13 protein-coding genes are annotated in these 21,471 nt (G+C 47.4%); 8 read left to right on the top strand and 5 right to left on the bottom strand.

Annotated features, from left to right (window positions below; all coding sequences use genetic code 11):
• The first annotated feature begins 186 nt into the window (after positions 1-186).
• Entirely contained in the window at positions 187-612 is a 426-nt protein-coding gene (locus tag RHEIN_RS00990) for a YeeE/YedE family protein (protein WP_008897099.1), read from the top strand.
• Between the two features lie 10 nt (positions 613-622).
• Positions 623-1,057 carry a DUF6691 family protein gene (locus RHEIN_RS00985; protein WP_008897098.1) on the top strand — a complete coding sequence of 145 codons (435 nt, stop codon included), beginning with the start codon at positions 623-625 and terminating at the stop codon, positions 1,055-1,057.
• 42 nt (positions 1,058-1,099) lie between these two features.
• Here the strand turns inward: RHEIN_RS00985 and RHEIN_RS00980 are convergent, their stop codons facing one another.
• Positions 1,100-3,184, bottom strand: coding sequence for a putative bifunctional diguanylate cyclase/phosphodiesterase (locus tag RHEIN_RS00980; protein ID WP_008897097.1), 2,085 nt, complete (start codon positions 3,182-3,184; stop codon positions 1,100-1,102).
• 136 nt (positions 3,185-3,320) lie between these two features.
• Here RHEIN_RS00980 and RHEIN_RS00975 point away from each other — a divergent pair, with 136 nt between their 5' ends.
• Genes RHEIN_RS00975 through RHEIN_RS00965 form a run of 3 tightly spaced genes read left to right on the top strand, consistent with a single transcriptional unit; the run spans position 3,321 to position 8,771 of the window.
• On the top strand, positions 3,321-3,890 hold the full coding sequence (locus tag RHEIN_RS00975; RefSeq protein ID WP_008897096.1) for an Hpt domain-containing protein: 570 nt from the start codon (positions 3,321-3,323) through the stop codon (positions 3,888-3,890).
• Complete coding sequence (locus tag RHEIN_RS20205) at positions 3,890-8,371, top strand: CHASE domain-containing hybrid sensor histidine kinase/response regulator (RefSeq protein WP_008897095.1); 4,482 nt, start codon at positions 3,890-3,892, stop codon at positions 8,369-8,371. The genes RHEIN_RS00975 and RHEIN_RS20205 overlap by 1 nt, the downstream gene beginning before the upstream one ends.
• Positions 8,361-8,771 (top strand): response regulator, encoded by a 411-nt coding sequence (locus RHEIN_RS00965; RefSeq protein ID WP_008897094.1) that lies wholly within the window; start codon positions 8,361-8,363, stop codon positions 8,769-8,771. Before RHEIN_RS20205 ends, RHEIN_RS00965 begins: the two co-directional genes overlap by 11 nt.
• Before the next feature lie 14 nt (positions 8,772-8,785).
• Here RHEIN_RS00965 and RHEIN_RS00960 read toward each other — a convergent pair whose 3' ends face one another.
• From RHEIN_RS00960 to RHEIN_RS00950, 3 genes are all read right to left on the bottom strand, one after another.
• Positions 8,786-10,720 carry a methyl-accepting chemotaxis protein gene (locus RHEIN_RS00960; RefSeq protein WP_008897093.1) on the bottom strand — a complete coding sequence of 645 codons (1,935 nt, stop codon included), beginning with the start codon at positions 10,718-10,720 and terminating at the stop codon, positions 8,786-8,788.
• Positions 10,721-11,207: 487 nt separating this feature from the next.
• On the bottom strand, positions 11,208-12,134 hold the full coding sequence (locus RHEIN_RS00955) for a helix-turn-helix transcriptional regulator (protein WP_008897092.1): 927 nt from the start codon (positions 12,132-12,134) through the stop codon (positions 11,208-11,210).
• Between the two features lie 22 nt (positions 12,135-12,156).
• Positions 12,157-12,480: a nuclear transport factor 2 family protein gene (locus RHEIN_RS00950; protein WP_008897091.1), complete on the bottom strand. Its 324-nt coding sequence runs from the start codon at positions 12,478-12,480 to the stop codon at positions 12,157-12,159.
• A 316-nt stretch (positions 12,481-12,796) separates the two neighbouring features.
• Here RHEIN_RS00950 and RHEIN_RS00945 point away from each other — a divergent pair, with 316 nt between their 5' ends.
• The 3 genes from RHEIN_RS00945 to RHEIN_RS00935 are packed head-to-tail and all read left to right on the top strand — an operon-like array spanning position 12,797 to position 20,175.
• Positions 12,797-13,987: an MdtA/MuxA family multidrug efflux RND transporter periplasmic adaptor subunit gene (locus RHEIN_RS00945; RefSeq protein WP_008897090.1), complete on the top strand. Its 1,191-nt coding sequence runs from the start codon at positions 12,797-12,799 to the stop codon at positions 13,985-13,987.
• A complete protein-coding gene (locus RHEIN_RS00940; protein WP_008897089.1) occupies positions 13,988-17,092 on the top strand; it encodes a multidrug efflux RND transporter permease subunit in 3,105 nt (1,034 codons plus the stop codon).
• Complete coding sequence (locus tag RHEIN_RS00935) at positions 17,089-20,175, top strand: efflux RND transporter permease subunit (protein WP_008897088.1); 3,087 nt, start codon at positions 17,089-17,091, stop codon at positions 20,173-20,175. The genes RHEIN_RS00940 and RHEIN_RS00935 overlap by 4 nt, the downstream gene beginning before the upstream one ends.
• 67 nt (positions 20,176-20,242) lie before the next feature.
• Here RHEIN_RS00935 and RHEIN_RS00930 read toward each other — a convergent pair whose 3' ends face one another.
• Complete coding sequence (locus RHEIN_RS00930; RefSeq protein ID WP_008897087.1) at positions 20,243-21,466, bottom strand: sugar MFS transporter; 1,224 nt, start codon at positions 21,464-21,466, stop codon at positions 20,243-20,245.
• Between the last annotated feature and the right edge of the window lie 5 nt (positions 21,467-21,471).

Here is a 21,471-nt window from a genome sequence, read left to right as displayed (position 1 = left end):
GGTTTTTCCAGGCTTTTTTATTTGCAGCGAAAAGCTCCTTGTCTCTGACTTTTTGCTGTTATCCACTCCTGTTTTTTAGTGTTCACTAATATATCTAAATGGTATATGCTTATATCCATAATTTAGTTTGTTGGTTGCAAAACCAGCAGGTCTATAACTTCAGCACTATTAAGCAAGAGGGTACTTATGGTTGACTGGACTCATTTTACGCCTGAATCGGCTTTATTGGGCGGGCTGATGATTGGGCTCGCCTGTGCCTTGTTGTGGTTATTGAACGGTCGTATTGCTGGTATCAGTGGTATTACGGCCGGAACTTTTACCAATTCTGGACCTGAACGGCAGTGGCGGCTGGCTTTTGTTTTGGGTTTGGTGTTGTCGTCCTGGTTATGGTTGATGTTGGCGCCTTTGCCTGTGGCTGAAGTCACGGGCAACTATGGCTTATTGGCCGCTGCGGGTTTGCTGGTGGGCATAGGTGCGCGTTTAGGTTCGGGCTGTACCAGTGGTCATGGCGTTTGTGGTTTAGCTCGTTTATCTATGCGTTCGCTCGTCGCCACTCTGACGTTTATGGGCGTGGCTGTGGTCACTGTTTTTATTGTCCGTCATTTGCTGTAAGGACTTCATCATGCAAAAACACTGGTTTTTATCCTTAAGCGCTTTTATCTGTGGCTTGTTGTTTGGCTTGGGTTTATTGATGGCTGGTATGGCAAATCCGGCTAAAGTGCTTGGGTTTTTAGATATAGCAGGCCTTTGGGATCCGTCTTTAGCTCTGGTGATGCTTGGCGCTATAGCTGTTACTTTTGTCGCTTTTGGGTTTAGCAAAAAAATGCCACAGAGCCTGTTAAACACTAAATTCCACTGGCCTGATGCGACCGCTATTACCCGCCCTTTATTGGCTGGCAGTGCTTTGTTTGGCTTAGGCTGGGGTTTGGTCGGCTTATGCCCTGGCCCTGCTTTAGTGCTGGCTGGCACAGGTTCTGTTGAAGGCCTGATTTTTATAGTCTTTATGCTGATTGGTATTCGATTGGTGGATTACTTTCAGACCAGGCTGAGCCCTTAGCTCTTGCCCGTTATTAGCCTATTTACAACGCAAATCCGCAGCTTAGCGTTGTAAATAGGCCTGGAAATCTTCCGCCGACAAAGGCTTACTAAATAAGTAGCCCTGGCCCATTCGGCAGCCTAACTCCAGCAGTTTGTCTTTTTGCGCTTCTATTTCTATACCTTCGGCTATAAGTTGTAAATTCATCGATTGTGCCAGTGAGATCACAGCTTTAACTATTTCCATATCGCCTTTATCGGTCAACATTTCATGCACAAAAGATTTGTCGATTTTAAGCACATCCACCTGAAATTTTTTCAGATAAGACAAGCTGGAATAGCCGGTGCCAAAGTCGTCTATTGAAATACAAATACCGGCCGCTTTCAGCTGGCCTAACATGCTTTGGGTTTTGCTGACATCCAGCATTAAAGCGCTTTCTGTTACTTCCAGTTCTAATAAGTAGGCTGGCATTTTCAATTCTGCCATCAGGCTGCTGATTTGTTTTACCAGTTGGGGGTTAGCAAACTGAGCTGCGGCAATATTCACCGATACGGGTACCTGATACCCAAGTTGTTGCCAACGCAAACACTCCAGGCAGGCCTGACGCAGCACTTGTTGCCCCAGCTCGCCAATTAAACCTGTTTCTTCTGCCAGCGGAATAAATTCAACAGGCGATACCCACTGGCCCTGATGGTTTTGCATACGGGCTAAAGCTTCGGCCCCTAATAACCGACCTGTTTGTAAACAAAGTTTTGGCTGGTAATACACCTGCAGTTGGTGATTGGCTAAGGTTTCGCGCAACAGCAGTTCCAGTTGGTGGCGATGAATAATTTGTTGTTCCAGTTCTTCGGAGAAAAAGCTGGTTCTGTTGCGGCCTTCCGATTTGGCTTTAAACATGGCGACATCGGCATGGCGCATAAACATTTCTATGGTTTGAGCATCGTCCGGATAAATACTGATCCCTATACTCACGGCCATCTGGTATTTTTTGTGCTCAAGTACAAAAGGCTGCTGAAACTGGCTATGCACCTGGCTGCTAAATAACCCCACTTCTTCAATAGACCACAGCTCGGGTAACACCAGCACAAATTCATCACCACCTAAACGCGCCAATGTAGTGTCGGCGCCACAAATAGAAAGTAAGCGCTCTGACGCTTGTTTGATCAGCAAATCCCCCAGGTTATGCCCTATGGAATCATTGACGTATTTAAAGTGGTCCAGATCAATCAACAGCAAAGCCGATTTATGATGCAGTTGCTCAGCTCTTTTAATGGCTTGTTCAATCCGATCGTACAACAACACACGATTGGGTAAGTTGGTGAGAGGGTCATGATTAGCCAGATGGCTCATTTTCAGCGCCAGCGCTGTACTTTCACTGACGTCATGAAACACCACTATGCTGCCAAGGCACTTGCCGCTGTTATCAATAATAGGAGCGGCTGAATCTTCCACCTGATACAACTGGCCTGTACGCGACACCAACTGACAATTCAGTGCCATAGCCACAACACGTTGTTCTTTTAACGCAAAATAAATCGGATTCCAGTGTGGCTGCAGCGTGTGGGCATCGCGTAGTTGCATCACCTCTTCTATAGGGCGATGCAGGGCCTCTTTGGCGAACCAGCCTGTCATTCGTTCGGCTATAGGGTTCATAAAACTGATTTTGCCATCCAGATCTGTGGCAATGACGGCGTCACCTATAGAACACAGCGTCACTCGCAGCCATTCTTTTTCTGCTTCCACTTGCCTGCTGTAACGGCTTAAATCCAGCAGATTTTTAATACGGATGCGGCTGGTGGCTGCATGCAAAGGTTTACGTAAAAAATCGATACCTCCTTCAGATAAAGAGGATAACTCGTGTTCTGTATCTATATGGGAGGTAATAAATATAATGGCGATATCACGGGTTACGGGGTCTGCTTTTAGGGCCCGGCACACCGAAATGCCATCCATGCCTGGCATTTCGATGTCCAGTATGATCAGATCCGGATGCTGTTGACGCGCCAGCTCCAGCGCTGTAACGCCATCTGTAGCAAAATATAAAGTCGCCATGCCTTGTAACAGCTCACGCAGCAACATCAGGGATGAAGCCTGATCATCCACTAATAAAATTTTCGCTGCTGGTAGCCCGGATTGAATGATCTGCATCTGACACTTCCCTGTTTTCTGACCACTTTTTTAGTGTAGACGGAAAAATTAACCAGACAAAATTAACTGGACAAAGCGCGGGATTTTTCAGCCAAAGCCCATTATGCTGTGAGAAAGCGTCTGAGTAGTTCAAGATATGTTGTTTAATTTTAGTGTGCTGGAACAGTTAATCGGCTTTTCCCATGATGCCTTTTTGCATCTGTCGCCTGCTGTGGCTCAATTAATTGCGTCTACTCCTGCGGAAATACAGCAACTTACTCAGGCGTACCAGCAAAAAAATAAGAAGTCTGTTGAGCATGCTTTGCACAAGCTGCGAGGCAGTTATGCAACTTTAGGTGCCATAGATTTAGCAGAATTATCGCGGCCGCTGGAACTGGCGTTGCATCAACATAACCAGTTGCCATCAGCGACAGATTTCGCAGCCTATCTGGATTGTCTGGAACAAACCTCTGTTGCCTTAAAGTTATGGCTGGGCCAGTTTGAACAAAACTCAGACAGTAGTTTGCCTGATGTTCGACTGTATATTCAGTATCTTGAGCAGTGTGATATGCAGGCTTACAGCCTGTTTCAGCAACAAAGAGCCGGCTGGATCAATTATCTGGGTGCTGATGAGTTTGTACTGATGGAGCAAGACATTATGGCACTGGATTTTGTCGCTGCAGCACAGCGTTTAAAACACAAAATAAACCAAAAGGAACCCGGATAATGGCATGGCTGAAACGCAACCTGAAACAGCTTATTGCAACTTTATTGCCGATGCTGTTGTTTGCGGGAACAGGATTTTGGGTAGCTGACTATTTACAGCAGCGTCAGCAGCAGCAAAACCAGTTGCGGGTTCAGCAGAGTTTAGAAGCAAAAGCCAATCAGTTGGCCGATGCTATAGCCGAAAAAATGACCATCTACCAATATGGGTTGCGTGGTGTCCGTGGTGCTGTATTAAGTGCCGGCGCTGAAAATTTTAGCTATGCCAATATATTGTCTTATAGCCAAAGCCGTGATTTGACGACAGAGTTTCCGGGGGCCCGTGGTTTTGGCATTATCCGCAGAGTCACGCCTGCCGGGTTACCGCAATTCTTATTAAAGGCTGAAGCTGAGAATGGCGGTGCGTTTAACTTTCGTCAGCAAAACAGCCACAACCATGATTTGTTTGTGATCCAATACATAGAACCTATGGCCGACAATGAAGAAGCTATAGGTTTTGATATTGCATCAGAGCAACTGCGTTACCAGACTGCATTAAAAGCTGTGCGGGAAAACAGAGCTGTACTGACAGAACCACTGACTTTAGTGCAGGCGCAAAACAAAAAATCTCAGGGTTTTTTGTTGTTAATGCCTATTTATTTGCAGGGAAAAGCTCCGGAAAGTGCTGAAGATCGCTATCAGCAGTTGTATGGTCTGGCTTATGCCCCTTTGACCATAGATGAAATCTTATCCAGTATAAAAATGGCTGGCTCAGAGCAAGTGCAACTTGAGGTGATGGATCTTGATTTTAATCCACAACAAGCCTTTTATACAAAAACTGTGACTGCAGCCGTTTTACCTGATTACCGGGCTGAGCATAAATTGTCTGTTTTTGGTCGCAACTGGCAAGTGCGGCTGCAGGCAACACCTCATTTTGTGACCGGACTGAAACTACCTCAATCTCAAAATCTGTATTACACAGGCCTGGGCATCACAGCATTGCTGATCGTCATTTTTGCTTTTGTGCAGCTCACACTCTCGAGGCGTTTACAACTGACCAGGCACAGAGCTGTGCTGGCGGCCATAGTAGAAAATGCCAATGAGGCGGTGATAGGGACAGATCAGCATGGCTTGATCAGCAGTTGGAACCCTGCGGCAGAACAAATGTTTGGTTACTCTGAATCTCAGGCTATGGGGCGCACTATCAGCGAACTTATAGTGCCGGCAACACATATGGACGAACAGCGGCATCTGGAACAAGAGGTACGTAAAGGGCAGAAGATCCGTTATATCCAAAGCGTACGTCAGCATCAATCCGGGCTGCTCTACCCGGTGTCGCTTAATCTTTCCCCTATTCTGGATGAGACAGGCCAATTTATAGGCTGTGCTTTGACAGTCAACGATATCAGTCATATCAAACAAGCTGAACAAAAGCTGCAACAAGCCAACGAAGAGCTGGAGCATCAGGTTGAATTGCGAACCGCTGAAATTGAGCGGGTATCTGCTTTGCAGCATAGCATTTTGCGTAATGCCAACTATGCCATTATCACCACTGATTTAAATGGCTTGATTACGTCTTTTAACCCCGCCGCTGAAACTTTGTTGCAGTATAAAGAAGCCGAAATTATAGGTCTGTATGGCCCTGACATTATTCACGATCCGGTTGAAATGGCGGAGTACTCCCGGCAACTGGAAACAGAGCTGGGCCATCAGGTAGACGCTGATTTAACTGTGTTGGTTGAAAAAACCAAGCAAGGCCAAACGGATGACAGAGAATGGACTTATATCCGCAAAGATGGCAGCCGTTGCCCTGTGCAGGTTGCTGTGACTGCTTTGTTGGACCAGCAAAATCAGGTGGTGGGTTATTTAGGCATAGCCAGGGATTTAACGCTGCAAAAAGAGCTGGAATTTGAGTTGGCTTTGGCGAAAGTGTCGACAGAACAAAGCCCTGACTTAGTGTTCTGGTTAGACGACGCTGCGCAAGTGATCAAAGCCAATCCTGCCGCTTTGGCTTGCTGTACCCACCAATTCAGTCTGGCTGATCTGGCGCAGCAGCTTGTGGGAGATGGGCTGCAGCAGTTAACCCAAAGTACAGACCGAATACGCAGCATACAGTTTGAAACTCAATTTGAAGACGCCGGGGGTGTGGCTATCCCTATGTCGGCGAGTTTGTCCTGGATCCGTTTTGAACAGAAGGATTATTTTTATCTGGTGGCGCGTGATCGCTCCGAACAGCATAAAAGAGAGCTGGAGCTGGCTCAGGCACGACAACAAGCTGACTCGGCCAATAATGCGAAGTCTGCTTTTCTGGCCACCATGAGCCATGAAATCCGTACACCGATGAACGCTATTTTGGGCATGCTACAACTGGTGCAGCAAACCAGCTTAACCCGTCGTCAGGAGGATTATATTCGCCAGACAGAAATAGCGGCTAAGTCTTTGTTGGCCATTCTGAACGATATTCTGGATTTTTCCAAAGTAGAAGCCGGCAAACTGGAAATGGATAGCCACAGTTTTGAACTGGCTATTTTAATGGAAGACCTTGGCACTATTTTATCGGCCAATCTGGGCAGTAAAGATTTGGAAGTGCTGTATCAGTTTGCTGAAGATTTACCACAGCTTGTCGTGGGCGACAGTCTGCGGTTGAAGCAGGTGCTGCTGAATCTGACAGGCAATGCCATTAAGTTTACCGACAATGGTGAAGTAGTGGTCAGCCTGGAAGTAACAGAGCGTACTGCAGAAGCGGCCAAAATTAAGTTTAAAGTACAAGATACCGGCATTGGCATGACAGAACAGCAACTGGCGTTAATTTTCCAGAGTTTCAGCCAGGCAGAATCTTCGATTAGCCGTCGTTATGGCGGTACAGGCTTAGGTCTGGCGATCAGTAAAGGCCTGGTGGAGTTAATGGGGGGGCAACTTTCTGTGCAGAGTACGCTGGGCTCTGGCAGTAGTTTTGAATTTGAACTCTGGTTTAACTGCCTCAGCCTGAATGCGGCTCAGGCAGATTTGTCCTTGTTGCAGGATCTGAAAGTGCTGGTGGTGGATGATAACCAGCAATCACGACAGATTTTATCTGAAGTGATGCGCCATTATGGCTGTGAAGTTGATTTAGCCCACAGCGGTGAGCAGGCGCTGGAGCTATTGCAACACAGCAACAGTTATAAACTGGTGTTGCTGGATTGGTTGATGCCTGGGCTGGATGGCTGGCAAACGGCGGAAAAAATTCGCCAAATAGTGCAGGGCCCTGATATGCCAGTGGTGATTATGGTGACTGCTCATGGCCGTGAATGTCTGGCGCAAAAACAGCAGGATGAACAAAGCCAGAATCTGCTGAATGGTTTTATTGTTAAACCTGTGACTCCAAGCCGTTTATTGGATGCTGTACTGGATGCTTTAGCTGGCAAGCAAATGTTTTCCAATGCACTGCAGGACGCAGCGCCACGACAAAGCCGTTTAAACGGTTTGCAACTGCTGTTGGTGGAAGACAATCCTACCAATCAGATCGTAGCCTCTGAGTTATTGGGCCATGAGGGAGCTTTAGTGGATATAGCGCCGGGAGGCACTTTTGCTCTGGCGATGCTGGAACAACAGCCGGATAAATATGATTTGGTGTTGATGGATATTCAGATGCCGGATATGGATGGTTATGAAACCACCAGACGTATTCGCAGCAAAGCCACTATGCTGACCTTGCCTATAGTGGCAATGACAGCCAATGCGATGCAATCGGATAAACAGGCTTGTCTGGATGCGGGGATGAACGATCATGTGGCTAAACCTTTTGCCATAGATACTTTGGTCAATACCATCTTAAAGTGGTCAAAAACTCCGGTTGACCCTAATGTACCTGTAGAGGAAAAACAACTGCAGTTGCTCAGTCCGGCCTTGGTTGATGCAGCGTTACAACAAGGTGTGCAACTGAAATCTGCATTAAACCGCTTAGGAAATTCGGTGGCTGTGTATCATAAAACACTGAAATCTTTTGTGATGGAGCTGGATACTGCTCTGCTGAAGTTAAGAGATGAAACAACCCGGTTAACGGAAAAAGAGCTGTATTTGCTGGCGCATTCGCTGAAAGGCTCAGCCAGTTCTTTAGGTATTGTCTGTTTATCTGAACCTGCAGCTGCGATTGAACAATCTATTAAACAAAAAACAGCGCTGGATTTACCCAGAGCCCTGTCGAAGTTTGTGGCGGATGCCGAAGCTTTTACTGCTTTTGCCCCCATGTTATTGGCAGAAACAGCACCAGCAGCAGAAACGCCTGCGGCGGTAACGCTGACAAATACAGAACTGACTGCACAATTGGAGCAGCTGCAGCAGGCGCTGCACAGCTTTAACATGAGTGCTTTGGATCAGTTTGTTGTGCTGAAAAGCATGCTACACAACATAGATCCAAAGCTTTTAACCCAACTGGAAAGCGCTTTAGAACAATTAAATTTTGCTCAGGCGCTGCTGTACACTGAACAGTATTCCGCTCAACTAAAAGGTTTATCTGATGAGTCCTGAGCCGTTACAACCCAAAGCAAAAGTACTGGTGGTGGATGACCAGCCCGTGAATATTCAGATCATTCATCAGATACTGAATGCCGACTACCAGATTTTTATGGCCACATCAGGTGCTCAGGCGATCAGCCTTTGTCAAAGCAATCCACCTGATTTAATTCTGCTGGACGTGGTGATGCCGGAACTGGATGGGTTAGCCACCTGCCGGCTGCTGAAACAGCAACCACAACTGGCACAAATTCCGGTGATTTTTGTCACTGGTTTACATAGTCAGGAAGAAGAAAATCAATGCTGGCAAGCCGGTGGTGCTGACTTTGTGCTTAAACCCGTGAATGCCATGACTTTAAAACACCGGATAAAAAACCAGTTGCAGCTGCATCAACTGCTGAAACAGCAGGCCTGATTTCAGCAAAAGCTCTACACTTTAAACTGGCTGACCAGAAGTCGTAACTGTTCGGCTCTGGTTTGCAAAGATTGAATAGCATTGAGTTGTTGTTCAGCATTCTGATAAATCTCATTGGCGCTGTCTGAAATCAAATGGGCGGACAAATTGATGTGTTCAACCACAGTGCCTTGTTCTTCAGTGGCTGAAGCTACCTGATGATTACCTCCGCTGATATCTTCAAATTTACGCTGAATAGCCAATAAAGAACGCACTGACTCTTCCGTACTTTCTGTGACTTTACGGCTGCTGGCTGTGCCTTGTTGAATAGCTAACAGCGACTGGCTGGAGGTGTGTTGTAACTGACTGATTTGGTCACGGATCTCTAAAGTGGAGTCCTGAGTCCGTTTTGCCAGATTACGGACTTCATCGGCCACTACAGCAAAACCACGGCCTTGTTCACCGGCACGGGCTGCTTCAATAGCGGCATTTAATGCCAATAAATTGGTTTGTTCTGAAATAGCATTGATCACTTCCACCACAGAGTTAATAGCGGAAGCCTGGCTGGCAAATTCGGTAATGGTTTGGTCTACCATCACCATCACCTGATTTAATTCATGCATAGTGGCAGAAGTGAGCGCCATGTTTTTATTGGTCGCCATTGTTTCTTGCACTGCACTTTCGGTATCAGCTGCCGTTTGGTGTGCTATACCTGAAACTTCGGTAATGGTTTGGCCCATTTGGGTAATGGCTGTGGCCACCTGATCTGTTTGAGCTCGTTGAGTCTGAGTGGCTTTAAAAGTGTTTTCTGCCAGGCTTGCCAGCTCTTCAATACCGGTTTTAATGGCTTTTTCTGTGGACTGAATTTCTGCCACCAGCTCACGTACTTTACCAATAATGGCATTAAAGCCTTTGGCCAGATGGCCCAGCTCGTTATTCACTGAGTCGTCCAGTCTTTTCGTTAAATCGCCGCCGTTACCTGCCATTGTCAGCAAATCGTCGCCCACTTTGCGAATTTGCACACTTAACCAGTTGCCAAAGTAAATAGTGGCTATGACAAAAGCTATCGCCAGCAGCACACTGGCTGCGACTGAAATTAAAATCACCTGATTGATAGCACCTGAGACTTCAGTGGTAGGCAATAAAGCCACTACTTTTAAACCTGCATCCCGCACCGTTTGCACTGCTATATACACTTCCTGATCGTCAAACACTGCTTTGCTAAAAGAAAACCCTTGCTGATGTTGTTGGGTCAGAGTGGAGATGGCTTTATAGGAGGGTATCTCATTGATATTTTTTTCGCTGAGGCTGGTATTGGCATGAGCTATGATCATGCCTTTATCGTCAATCAGAAACAGGTAACCGGCTTGCCCCAGTTTGCGATCAGTCACCATTTTACTGATTGCTGAGACGTCATAACCTAAACCTGCCACTCCTGATCTTTTGCCGTCTATCTCTATAGAAACATTCACAAATAAAGTTAAAGCGCCTGTTCGTTCGTCGGCGTCTATGGCCAGTTCACGCTGAAGTGAACTGTTTAAGAAAGAGAAAAACCAGCTGTCGCGCTCTTCCTGGGCTGAGATGGTTTTGAACAGGCCTTCATGGGTATAATAATTTTTGCTGGCGTCTGAGACCCAAAATACGGCAGCAGCACCGGATTGCTGTTTTAACTGATTAAAATAAGCCAGAGCGCCGGCATGGCTGGTCGCTTTGCTTTCGCCGTCCCGCATCCATTGATGCAATAAGCCATTCTGCGCCAGACTTTCTGACAAGATGATGGGGTACATAATTTCAGAGCGTATTTCTTCGCTGATCCGGCCCACACTGTTGGGTAAGTATTCGGCCTCAGTCTGGCTGTAATACAGCTCAGAAAACTGACTGGTATTGATAACAGCGGAAACGGCCGTAATCACACACAAAGCAAATAATACAAAGCCGATAAAGATGGTTTTTAATGTGAGTTTTTGCATAAACAATACCCTCCCGTAGATCTGATGATGATGTGAACACCCTGGTCCTTAGAGTATTGTTGGATCTGGCCTTTGATAAAAAACGGCGTTTTACCATGAAAAATCATAGGTTTTATACTGGAAAGGCTACTAAAAATAATAGCTTGCTGAGACTTGATTCAGTGTAGGCACTGTTTGGATGGTCGGTGAGCTTTCACGCAGAATAATTTTTTGCTGCTGCTCTAGAGCGTGTTGACGTTTCAGGGTTATTTTTGCAGCAGTCTGGCCGGTTTTTATGCAAGGCAGCGCAAGTGCAGTGTAGTTATTCTACATAAACGAGTGCTAACGCAGCAGAAAGGCCGGCCAGGCGCTGCCCTTCGGGTTCGTCTGGCGGTGCCCTGAGCTTTGTCACTCGTCGCTCATTTAGAATAACTAAACTTCGCTCCTCCTTTCGCGCTCAAAGCGGCGCCAGAACGAACAAAATTTAATCTCGAAACGTCAACACGCTCTAGGAATACAAAGTCAAAATAGCCTGGCTTTGTTGTCGCAGCTCCTGTTTTAGTTCTTCAGGGGTCAGCACTTTAGCCGCTGTGCCAAGGGACAATAACCAGCAGGCTAATACAGACCAACTGCTGCAGTTGATTGTCATCAGCACCCCTTCAGGCTGTTGCTGTTCTGAGGTTATGCCTTGCCACCATTCCCGCCTGGCTCTGTCTGCTGCTGCATGGGCAAATACCACCTGGGCCTTCAGTTGAGCTGGTGCTGTGCCATGTTGCAAAAAGTCTTTGGCGTCAAAGTTGGTCCTGGCTTTAAATAACTCGCTGTGTAATTGCAGGTTCTGTATGCGGTCGGTACGAAAATCACGGAAGTCCTGCCTTAATCTGCACCAGGCAATCAAATGCCAGCGACCAAGGTAAAACACTAAACCTGCAGCTTCCACTTGTCGGCTGCTTTGGGTGTGATTGACGTTCTGGTAGTCAAAGCTCAATAGTTGTTGCCGTGCTATGGCCTGTTGCAACACTGATAAATCGGCCTGTTGTGGGTGTTCAGTGGCAGGTGTTGCCATACCTTTGGCCAGAACTTCCAGTCTGTGTTTGGCTGCATTGGGCAATACAGCTTTGATTTTATCCAAAGCAGACTGCATTTTTTCGTTGTAGCTATGAGTGGTCATACGCTGCGCCAGCATCACGCCGGTTGAGAGCGCATAAGCTTCCTGTTCAGAAAAATTCACTGGCGGCAGCAGATAGCCTTTCATCAGACTATACCCAACGCCAGCTTCCGCCAGAATAGGTACTCCAGCTTCACCCAAAGCAGCAATATCACGGTAAATAGTACGAACACTTAAACCAAAATGTTCTGCCATGGCTTCGGCTGTGCAGGTACGTCGGCTTTGTAAATACAAAATCAGCGCCAGCAGGCGATCAATACGGTTCATCGGTCTCTCATGCTATGGGCGCTTAACGGATCATCAGACGGCTGATTTTGCCATCCTGCAAAGCAAATACATAGTGTAGCTGTACAGGGCTGCCCTGAAAGGAGCCTGATACCCGTGTTTTCACCCAGACCTCTCCATAACTGCGTTGTGCTGTCAGCACCTGAACTTCGGGTTGGTACTTTTGTTGGGTATGCTGCAACCAGTGCCTGATGGATTCCAGCCCTGTCAATTGTCGGCCTTCGTCAAACACTGAAGCGTCCGGGTCAAAACACTCTGCTGCCAGTTGATTATTCCTAGCATTAGTAGCTGAAAAATAACGATCAATTGCGGTATCTAACACAGTCATGATGCGCTCCTTTTACTTGACCGGTTCAGGTTAGCAACTCAGACTGACAGCTGTATGTCAGTAGCCTGCGTGGTGCTGTCAGAAAAAATTCGTTAGCAGGTGCACTATTAGCTATTGTTGGCCAAAAGTTGGATGTCAGTAGCAAGACAGCCGCTGTTCAATTGATCCTTTTGCCTTTTATCGCTGTAAACAGACGTCTGAACGAATGTCAGACCATCTTTACTCAATCTTGACATTCGCTTCATTGCAGCGCTTTACAGGCTGAATTAGAGTAGGCCCGTTTTACTAAACCTAAATTTTGTTACAGGGATTGATTATGTCTTTGCTGAAAAAGCCTTTTGTTTTAGCTGCTGGTCTGGCTGTTGCCGTTGCTGCTGTGTATTGGTTCTGGCCTGGGGCTGAATCTGCTGCTGCCGGTAAACCTGGTGCAGGGCAAAGACAGGGTGGCCCGCGTTCAGCTGGTGCTGCGACTAATCCCTGGGCTATGCCTGTGCCTGTCAGGGTGATTGAGGCTGGGTCTACAGATTTAAAAGTGCAGATTAAAGCTATTGGCACAGTCACTCCACTGAATAGCGTATTGGTGCAAAGCCGGGTGTCTGGCCCGCTGCAGCAGCTGTATTTTAAAGAAGGTGAAAAAGTAGAGGCTGGCCAGTTGCTGGCGCAGATCGATCCGGCCGATTACAAAACAGAACTGGCGCAGGTGCAGGGCCAAAAAGAGCAAAATGTCGCTCTGCTGAAAAGTGCCGAACAGGATTTAGCACGTTTTGCCAAACTCAAAGAGCAAAACACCATAGCGGCACAACAAATGAATGCGCAGCAAGCCTTAGTGAATCAACTGAAGGGCGCTATTAAGTCGAATCAGGCTGCTATTGATGCAGCGGCTTTGCAACTGTCTTATACCCGGATTAAAGCACCTATCAGTGGCCGTTTAGGTTTGCGGGCTGTTGACCCTGGCAATTTGATCCAGGCCAACAGTGCCGAAGGTATAGTCACTATTACCCAAAGCTCGCCTATAGCAGTGGTCTTTACCATTCCTGAAACTCAGTTACAGCAAGTGCGTAGCGCATTCCGTGGTGGTGCTGCTTTGTCGGTAGAAGCCTGGGACAGAGCGGAACAAATGCCATTAGCCAACGGCACTTTAACTACTCTGGATAACCAGATTGATATAGCCACTGGTACTTTGAAATTAAAGGCAGAATTTGCCAATCAGAACGAAGAGTTATTCCCGAATCAGTTTGTCAATGTGCGCTTAAATGTGGCGGTGCAAAACGCTGCTGTGACCATTCCGCAAGACGCAGTGCAATATGGTGCTCAGGGTACTTATGTTTATATGATCGACGACAATAACAAAGCGCAAATCCGAGTGCTGAAACTAGGCGCTGTAGATAACGGTTTAGTGGCGGTGGAAGACGGCTTAAAAGCAGGCGATAAAGTAGTGCTGGAAGGTTTAGATCGCTTAAGGCCTGACCGTGAAGTTGAGGTGATCCAGGACGCTTCTGAGGGGTAAATGATGAACCTGTCCAAGCCTTTTATATTACGTCCTGTAGCCACCTCATTATTGATGCTGGCTATTTTAATAGCAGGTATTTTAAGTTGGCGTTTATTGCCTGTCGCTGCATTGCCGCAGGTAGATTACCCTATTATTCAGGTGTTTAGCTTTAACCCAGGCGCCAGCCCTGACATTATGGCGCGCACTGTCACTGCGCCTTTGGAGCGGCGTTTAGGCCAAATTCCCGGCTTAAAACAAATGTCGTCCAATAGCTCTGCAGGTGCTTCTGTGATTACCTTGCAGTTTGCCTTAGTGGTGGATATGGGTGTGGCTGAGCAGGAAGTGCAGGCTGCTATTAATACGGCTTCTTCGTTATTACCCAATGACTTACCTACGCCTCCTGTCTACCGCAAAGTGAATCCGGCCGATGCGCCAATTCTGACTTTAGCTGTCAGCTCCGATACTTTGCCTTTGCCTGCAGTGTACGATTTAGTCGACACCCGTATGGCACAAAAGTTAGCTCAGTTGACTGGGGTGGGTATGGTGAGTCTGGCTGGTGGTCAGCGCCCTGCTATTCGGGTTAAAGCCAATCCTGCTGCTTTAGCCAGTCTGGATTTAAGTGTGGAAAGTTTGCGTACTGCTATAGCTGCGGCTAATACCAATCAGCCAAAAGGCAGTTTTGATGGTGCTTTTCGCTCCACTATGCTCGAAGCCAATGATCAAATCCGCAGCACAGAGGAATACAAAGAGCTGATAGTTGCTTACCGTGAAGGATCACCTATCCGCTTAAAAGATGTGGCCAAAATTGAAGATGGCGCTGAAGACAGATTTCTTGCCGCCTGGGCCAATCAGCAAGCCGCTGTATTAGTTAATATTCAGCGCCAGCCCGGAGCCAATGTGATTGATGTAGCGGACAGGGTTCGGGAATTATTGCCTGCGCTTACCGCCACTATGCCTGCCGCAGTTAAAGTAGAAATATTAACAGACCGTACTCACAGTATTCGTGCTTCAGTGCGTGATGTGCAAAAAGAATTAGTTTTTGCCATAGTGCTGGTGGTACTGGTGACTTTTGCTTTTTTACGCAGCATTCCTGCCACTATTATTCCCAGTCTGGCTGTGCCTTTATCACTGATTGGTACTTTTGCTGTGATGGTGTTATTAGATTTTTCAGTCAATAACCTGACCTTAATGGCGCTGACCATAGCCACAGGTTTTGTGGTGGATGACGCCATAGTGATGCTGGAAAACGTAGCGCGGCACCGTGAACAGGGTGCATCGCCAATGGAAGCTGCACTCAAAGGCGCCAAAGAAATTGGTTTTACACTGATTTCACTGACCTTTTCGCTGATCGCAGTGCTGATCCCTCTGCTCTTTATGGCGGATGTAGTCGGCCGGTTGTTTTTTGAATTTGCCGTCACTTTGGCTGTGGCTATTTTAATTTCGCTGGTGGTGTCTTTAACGCTGACCCCTATGCTTTGTGCCCGCCTATTAAAAACCCTGCCAGAACATAAAAATAAAGATGGCCTGATGGACCGAATTATTGCTTCTTATGGCCGTGGTTTGCAGTGGGTGTTACGTCATCAAACCTTAGCTATGTTCAGCATGCTGGCGACTGTGGCCTTAACAGCATTGTTGTATCTGGCTGTGCCTAAAGGCTTTTTCCCTGTGCAGGACAGTGGTGTTATCCAGGTCGTGACTGAAGCGCCGCAGGATATTTCCTTCCAGGCAATGGCGTCACGCCAGCAGGAGTTGGCAGAAAATATTCTGCAGCATCCTGATGTCAGCAGTTTGTCGTCTTTTATTGGGGTGGATGGCAGCAATACCAGCATTAATAACGGCCGCATTCAGATCAACCTGAAACAACATGGCGAACGTGAGTTGTCGGCCATGGACGTGATCCGTCAACTGGAGCAACAAGTGCTGGCTGTGCCTGGCATTAAAGGCTGGTTCCAGCCTGTGCAGGAGTTGAGTATTGAAGACCGTGTCAGCCGTACTCAATATCAGTTCAGCTTAACCACACCGGATCAGGAGGTACTGAATCAGTGGTTACCGGATTTAGTGGAAGCTTTGCAACAACGACCAGAGTTGTCTGAAGTAGCACATGATTTACAACAACAGGGTTTGCAGGCTTATATCGACATAGACCGCACAGCAGCTGCCCGTTTGGGTATTAATGTGTCGCAAATCAGTACTGTGCTGCAAAGTGCTTACAGCCAGCGTCAGGTGACGACTTTATTTACTCAGTCCAATCAGTACCGGGTCATTCTTGAGGTTGACCCGGATCAGATTAACGGTGTTGATGCGCTGAATAAGCTCTATATCAGCTCTGGATCTGGTACTCCAGTGCCTTTATCCGCTGTGGCCAAAGTGACACAAAGACCAGCTAAGTTATTGATTAACCATCAGGGCCAGTTCCCATCCGTGACTTTGTCTTTTAATCTGGCAGAGGGTTATTCGCTGGGTGAAGCAGTGGCTGCTATTGAAGAAGTGCAGCAGCAATTACAACTGCCTGCTGAAGTGGAACTGACTTTCCAGGGTGCTGCTGAAGCCTTTAGGGCGTCCTTGAGTAATACACTTTGGCTGGTGCTGGCTGCTGTGGTCACTATGTATATAGTGCTGGGTATTTTATACGAAAGCTTAATTCACCCGGTCACCATATTGTCGACTTTACCTTCAGCCACAGTCGGCGCTTTATTGGCGCTGCTGATTGCCGATCAGCCGCTGGATTTAATAGCTGTCATTGGCATAGTGCTATTGATAGGTTTAGTGAAGAAAAACGGCATTATGATGGTCGACTTTGCCCTGGATGCGCAGCGCAATCAGGGCTTGTCGCCAACTGATGCTATTTATCAGGCGGCCTTAATGCGCTTCCGGCCTATTTTAATGACCACGCTGGCCGCGTTATTTGGCGCTGTGCCATTGCTGTTAGCCAGTGGCTCAGGTGCTGAACTGCGCCAGCCTTTAGGCTTGGTCATGGTAGGTGGTTTATTGGTGAGTCAGGTGCTGACACTTTTTACCACTCCTGTGGTGTATTTATGGTTTGATCGCCAATTTAGTCACAAGGAAAGTTCTAAAGAAGGGAGCGAAGAGGCGTTATCTGAAGCTGAGGCTAAAACGCTATGAACTTAGCTCAGCCTTTTATTCAGCGTCCTGTAGCCAGTGGCTTAATTGCCACTGCTATTTTGTTGCTTGGTTTCTTGTGCTGGCGTTTATTGCCGGTATCCCCTTTGCCTGCAGTCGATTTCCCTATGATAGTGGTCACGGCAAGTTTGCCAGGTGCCAGCCCCGAGAGTATGGCGGCTACCGTAGCTACACCTCTGGAACGGGCTTTAGGCAGCATTGCCGGTATCAACCGTATCAGTTCCAGCAGTAATCAGGGCTCAGCTCAGATCAGGCTGGAGTTTGATTTGGACCGTAATGTGGATGAAGCGGCTCGTGAAGTGCAGGCTGCTATTAATGCGGCCCGCAGCCAGCTGCCCTCCGGTATGCCACGTAATCCCAGTTATCGTAAATTTAACCCGTCACAAGCTCCTGTAATGGCATTAGCGTTAAGTTCTGAGCACCTCGCATCCAGCGCTTTATACGATGCAGCTTCTACTGTATTGGCGCAAAAACTGGCCGCTATTAATGGCGTAGGTGAAGTGGAAGTAACTGGCGCTTCGTTGCCAGCAGTGCGGGTGCAGCTCAATCCCGGCATGTTGACTCAATATGGTGTGGCCTTAGATGAAGTGCGTGCAGCCATCAGTGGTGCCAATGCTGCTGTACCTTTGGGTGTATTGGAAAGCAGCGATCAGCGCTGGCAACTGGCCACCAGTCAAACCTTGCGTCAGGCTTCGGATTATCAGTCTTTAGTAGTGAAGTATGTGAACGGTGCTCCTATTCGTTTATCGGATGTGGCTTTGGTGACAGACTCTACTGAAAACCGCTACAGCGCAGGTTTTCATAACGATAAAAACGCCGTGATTTTGTTAGTCAGCCGCCGTACCGGTGCCAATATTGTGGAAACCATAGATGCAATTTATCAGCAAATGCCGCTGTTGCAGGCGCTGATACCAGCAGACGCTGATTTAGCTGTGGTGATGGACCGCAGTCCGGTGATCCGCGCCACCTTAACTGAAGCTCAAATCAGTTTATTGATCGCAGTGGTGCTGGTGGTGCTGGTGGTTTGGGCTTTCTTAGGCAGCCTGCGCAGTGCTTTGATCCCCAGTCTGGCTATTCCTGTGTCTTTAGTTGGCTCATTTACCGTGATGTATCTTTGTGATTTTTCACTGAATAATTTGTCGGTAATGGCACTGATTGTAGCCACAGGTTTAGTGGTGGACGACGCCATAGTGGTGGTCGAAAATATTAAACGCCATATAGAACGTGGTTTAACGCCTTTGGCTGCTGCGCGGCAAGGGGCATCAGAGGTAGGTTTTACCTTGCTGGCAATGAACCTGGCTTTAGTGGTTATATTCCTGTCGATTTTATTTATGGGTGGTTTGGTTGAGCGCTTATTCCGCGAGTTTTCCATCACCCTGGCTGCTGCTATGACTATTAGTTTGGTGGTGTCTTTAACTCTGACTCCAAGTCTGTCGGCGCTGCTGCTCAAAGCTAAAAAGCCGGGGGAAGGGGAAGCCGGAGCTTTTCATAGATTTCAGCATAAGTACCACAACAGTGTGAATTGGAGTTTAAGTCATTACCGCTGGGTTCTGGCTGCTTTAGTGCTGCTGTTTGCGGCCAATGCCTGGTTGTACAAACAGGTTCCTACAGGCTTGCTACCGAATCAGGATACGGGGCAACTGAATGGTTTTGTCCGTGGTGATGATGGGTTTTCGTTTCAGATTATGCAGCCCAAAATTGAGGCCTTTCGTCAGCATATTTTAAAAGACCCGGCCATAGCAGACGTCACAGGCTCCAGCGGCGGTGATACAGGTATCAGCAACAGTTGGATGCGGGTACGATTAAAACCTTTAGCTGAACGTAAAGTTTCGGCGCAACAGGTAGTGGACAGGATCAGAGCCACAGCACCAAAAGTACCGGGTGGCATGCTGTTTTTAAATGTGGATCAGGATATTCGTTTGTCTTCACCTTTTGGCCGCAGTGATTACGAGCTGATGATGTTGTCTGGTGATCTGCAATTGCTGCGTAAATGGAGCAAACAGGTTGCGGAAAAAATGCAGGAACTGCCGGAGCTGGTGGATGTAGACACACCCAGTGGTGAAGATGCGCAGCAAATTTCGCTAACTATAGACAGGGAAGCGGCACAGCGTTTAGGCGTGGATATGCGTACTATTGCCACCTTGCTGAATAACTCTTTTTCACAGCGTCAGGTCGCTACTTTGTATGATGAAATGAATCAATACAGAGTGGTGATGGAATTGACGCCCGGATACACAGCTCAGCCGGAAGTTCTGAAGCAACTACAACTGGTGACGGCTGATGGTAACAGAGTGCCCTTGTCCAGTATCGCCAGTTATCAGTACAGTCTGGCTAATGATCGTATCCGCCACGATGATCAGTTTGCGTCCGTCGGTATAGGTTATAGTTTGGCGCCAGGCGTGACTTTGCAGCAAGCTTCTGCGGCTATCGATCAGGTGTTGGCTCGTTTGATGGTGCCTACTGGCATTCATACCATCAACGGTGAAGATCAGCGGAATGCTATGTTTAAAACAGGCGATCAGCTCTGGTTGATCATTGGTGTGATTTTAACTGTGTATCTGCTGCTGGGGGTGTTGTATGAAAGTACTATCCAGCCGATCACCATTTTATCTACTTTGCCTTGTGCTGGTTTAGGAGCTCTGCTGGCGCTTTATGTCAGCAATACCGACTTTAACCTGATCGCTCTGCTGGGGCTGTTTTTGCTGATCGGCATAGTGATGAAAAACGCCATCTTGCTGGTCGACTTTGCCTTACATGCTGAACGCGATCTCGGCTTATCCGCCAAAGAAGCAGTCGCTTTGGCGGCAGCACAACGTTTGCGGCCTATTTTAATGACCAACTTCGCTGCCTTATTAGGGGCAGTGCCTTTGCTTTTTGGTATGGGCGAAGGTTCAGAACTACGCCAGCCTTTAGGCATTACCATAGTAGGTGGTTTACTGGTTAGTCAGTTACTGACTCTTTACAGCACACCGGCTGTGTATCTGGCATTAAGTAAATTCCGTCGGAAAACAGCAGAAGACCAGTTGATGCCTGAGTATAGGAACGAAAAAAAGGCTGAGGTTTAGCTCAGCCTGAGGTATTAAAATAGGCAAGGCCAACCGGGAAAACAACTGCCTTGCCCCGGCTTGCGCCTTAACTGGTTACTTTGCGACTACGTAAACCGAAGTAGCAAATATAGATGTAACAAAACACCGGCAGTATAAAAGACAAAGCCAGACCAAAAGAGTCGGCCAGCATGCCCTGAGCGACAGGCACTAAAGCGCCGCCTACTATAGCCAGACACAATAAACCTGCGCCCTGACCTGTGTATTTTCCTAAGCCTTGTAATGCCAGACTAAAAATAGTCGGGAACATAATAGAGTTGGCAATACCTATAGCCAGCAGAGCCAATAATGCCAGTTGACCCTGACCTGTAATCACCAGTACCAGCAGCACAATAGCGGTTGCAGCGTGAACAGCCAGTAATAAACCTGCATTAATACGTTGCATCAGTAAGGCTCCAACAAAACGGCCTACCATAGCACCACCCCAATACCAGGCCACGTAATGTGCAGCTTCAGCTTCCGCCAGCCCTGTAATTTCAGGCAAGGCAATAAAGTTGACCATCACAGAGCCTATCGCCACTTCAGCGCCAACATACATAAAAATACCTAAAGCACCGAACCATAAGTGGGAATATGGCAGCAGGGCTTTAATGGAGATTTTTTCTGCTGCTGTAGTGTTTTCAACCACAGGTAATTTCAGGCGTGAAAAGATAAAAGCCACTGCAAATAAGGCTACTGTAAGGATCAGATAAGGCAGTTGCACCGCATCAGCGCCTTCAGTGCTGTCGAGCTGACTAAGGATCAAAGCAGCACCTGCTAAAGGTGCTACTGTAGTGCCCAGCGAGTTAAAAGCCTGTGTCATTGTCAGGCGGCTGGAGGCGGTTTTTGGATTGCCCAGCACAGTGACATAAGGGTTGGCTGCGACCTGTAAAATAGTGATACCGGATGCCAGCACAAAAAGTGCTGCTAAAAACCAGGGATAGCTGTGAAAACTGGCCGCCGGAATAAAATTCAGCGTACCAAAACCAGCTATAGCTAAGCCTGCAACTATGCCTTTTTGGTAACCCAGTTTGTTGATCAAGGCTCCTGCTGGTAAAGACACCACAAAATAAGCGCTAAAAAAGCAGAACTGGATCAGCATAGCCTGAGTGTAGGTCAGATCGAAAACTGCTTTTAAATGTGGAATTAAAATGTCATTCAGACAGGTAATAAAACCCCAGATAAAAAACAAAAAAGTAAGGGCAGGCAAAGCCCAGCTACTGACTGCTGTAGTGCTGTTCTGAGTTTCGGCCGATGGCATGGATTGCATCATGTTCT

Source organism: Rheinheimera sp. A13L, from assembly GCF_000217935.1.
Lineage (GTDB): Bacteria > Pseudomonadota > Gammaproteobacteria > Enterobacterales > Alteromonadaceae > Pararheinheimera.
This window is presented reverse-complemented; position numbering and strand designations above follow the sequence as displayed.

Bases quoted from the DNA above. Each gene is read 5' to 3' on its own strand.
- RHEIN_RS00990 (WP_008897099.1), top strand. From the start codon at position 187: ATGGTTGACTGGACTCATTTTACGCCTGAATCGGCTTTATTGGGCGGG.
- RHEIN_RS00985 (WP_008897098.1), top strand. From the start codon at position 623: ATGCAAAAACACTGGTTTTTATCCTTAAGCGCTTTTATCTGTGGCTTG.
- RHEIN_RS00980 (WP_008897097.1), bottom strand. From the start codon at position 3,184: ATGCAGATCATTCAATCCGGGCTACCAGCAGCGAAAATTTTATTAGTG.
- RHEIN_RS00975 (WP_008897096.1), top strand. From the start codon at position 3,321: ATGTTGTTTAATTTTAGTGTGCTGGAACAGTTAATCGGCTTTTCCCAT.
- RHEIN_RS20205 (WP_008897095.1), top strand. From the start codon at position 3,890: ATGGCATGGCTGAAACGCAACCTGAAACAGCTTATTGCAACTTTATTG.
- RHEIN_RS00965 (WP_008897094.1), top strand. From the start codon at position 8,361: ATGAGTCCTGAGCCGTTACAACCCAAAGCAAAAGTACTGGTGGTGGAT.
- RHEIN_RS00960 (WP_008897093.1), bottom strand. From the start codon at position 10,720: ATGCAAAAACTCACATTAAAAACCATCTTTATCGGCTTTGTATTATTT.
- RHEIN_RS00955 (WP_008897092.1), bottom strand. From the start codon at position 12,134: ATGAACCGTATTGATCGCCTGCTGGCGCTGATTTTGTATTTACAAAGC.
- RHEIN_RS00950 (WP_008897091.1), bottom strand. From the start codon at position 12,480: ATGACTGTGTTAGATACCGCAATTGATCGTTATTTTTCAGCTACTAAT.
- RHEIN_RS00945 (WP_008897090.1), top strand. From the start codon at position 12,797: ATGTCTTTGCTGAAAAAGCCTTTTGTTTTAGCTGCTGGTCTGGCTGTT.
- RHEIN_RS00940 (WP_008897089.1), top strand. From the start codon at position 13,988: ATGATGAACCTGTCCAAGCCTTTTATATTACGTCCTGTAGCCACCTCA.
- RHEIN_RS00935 (WP_008897088.1), top strand. From the start codon at position 17,089: ATGAACTTAGCTCAGCCTTTTATTCAGCGTCCTGTAGCCAGTGGCTTA.
- RHEIN_RS00930 (WP_008897087.1), bottom strand. From the start codon at position 21,466: ATGATGCAATCCATGCCATCGGCCGAAACTCAGAACAGCACTACAGCA.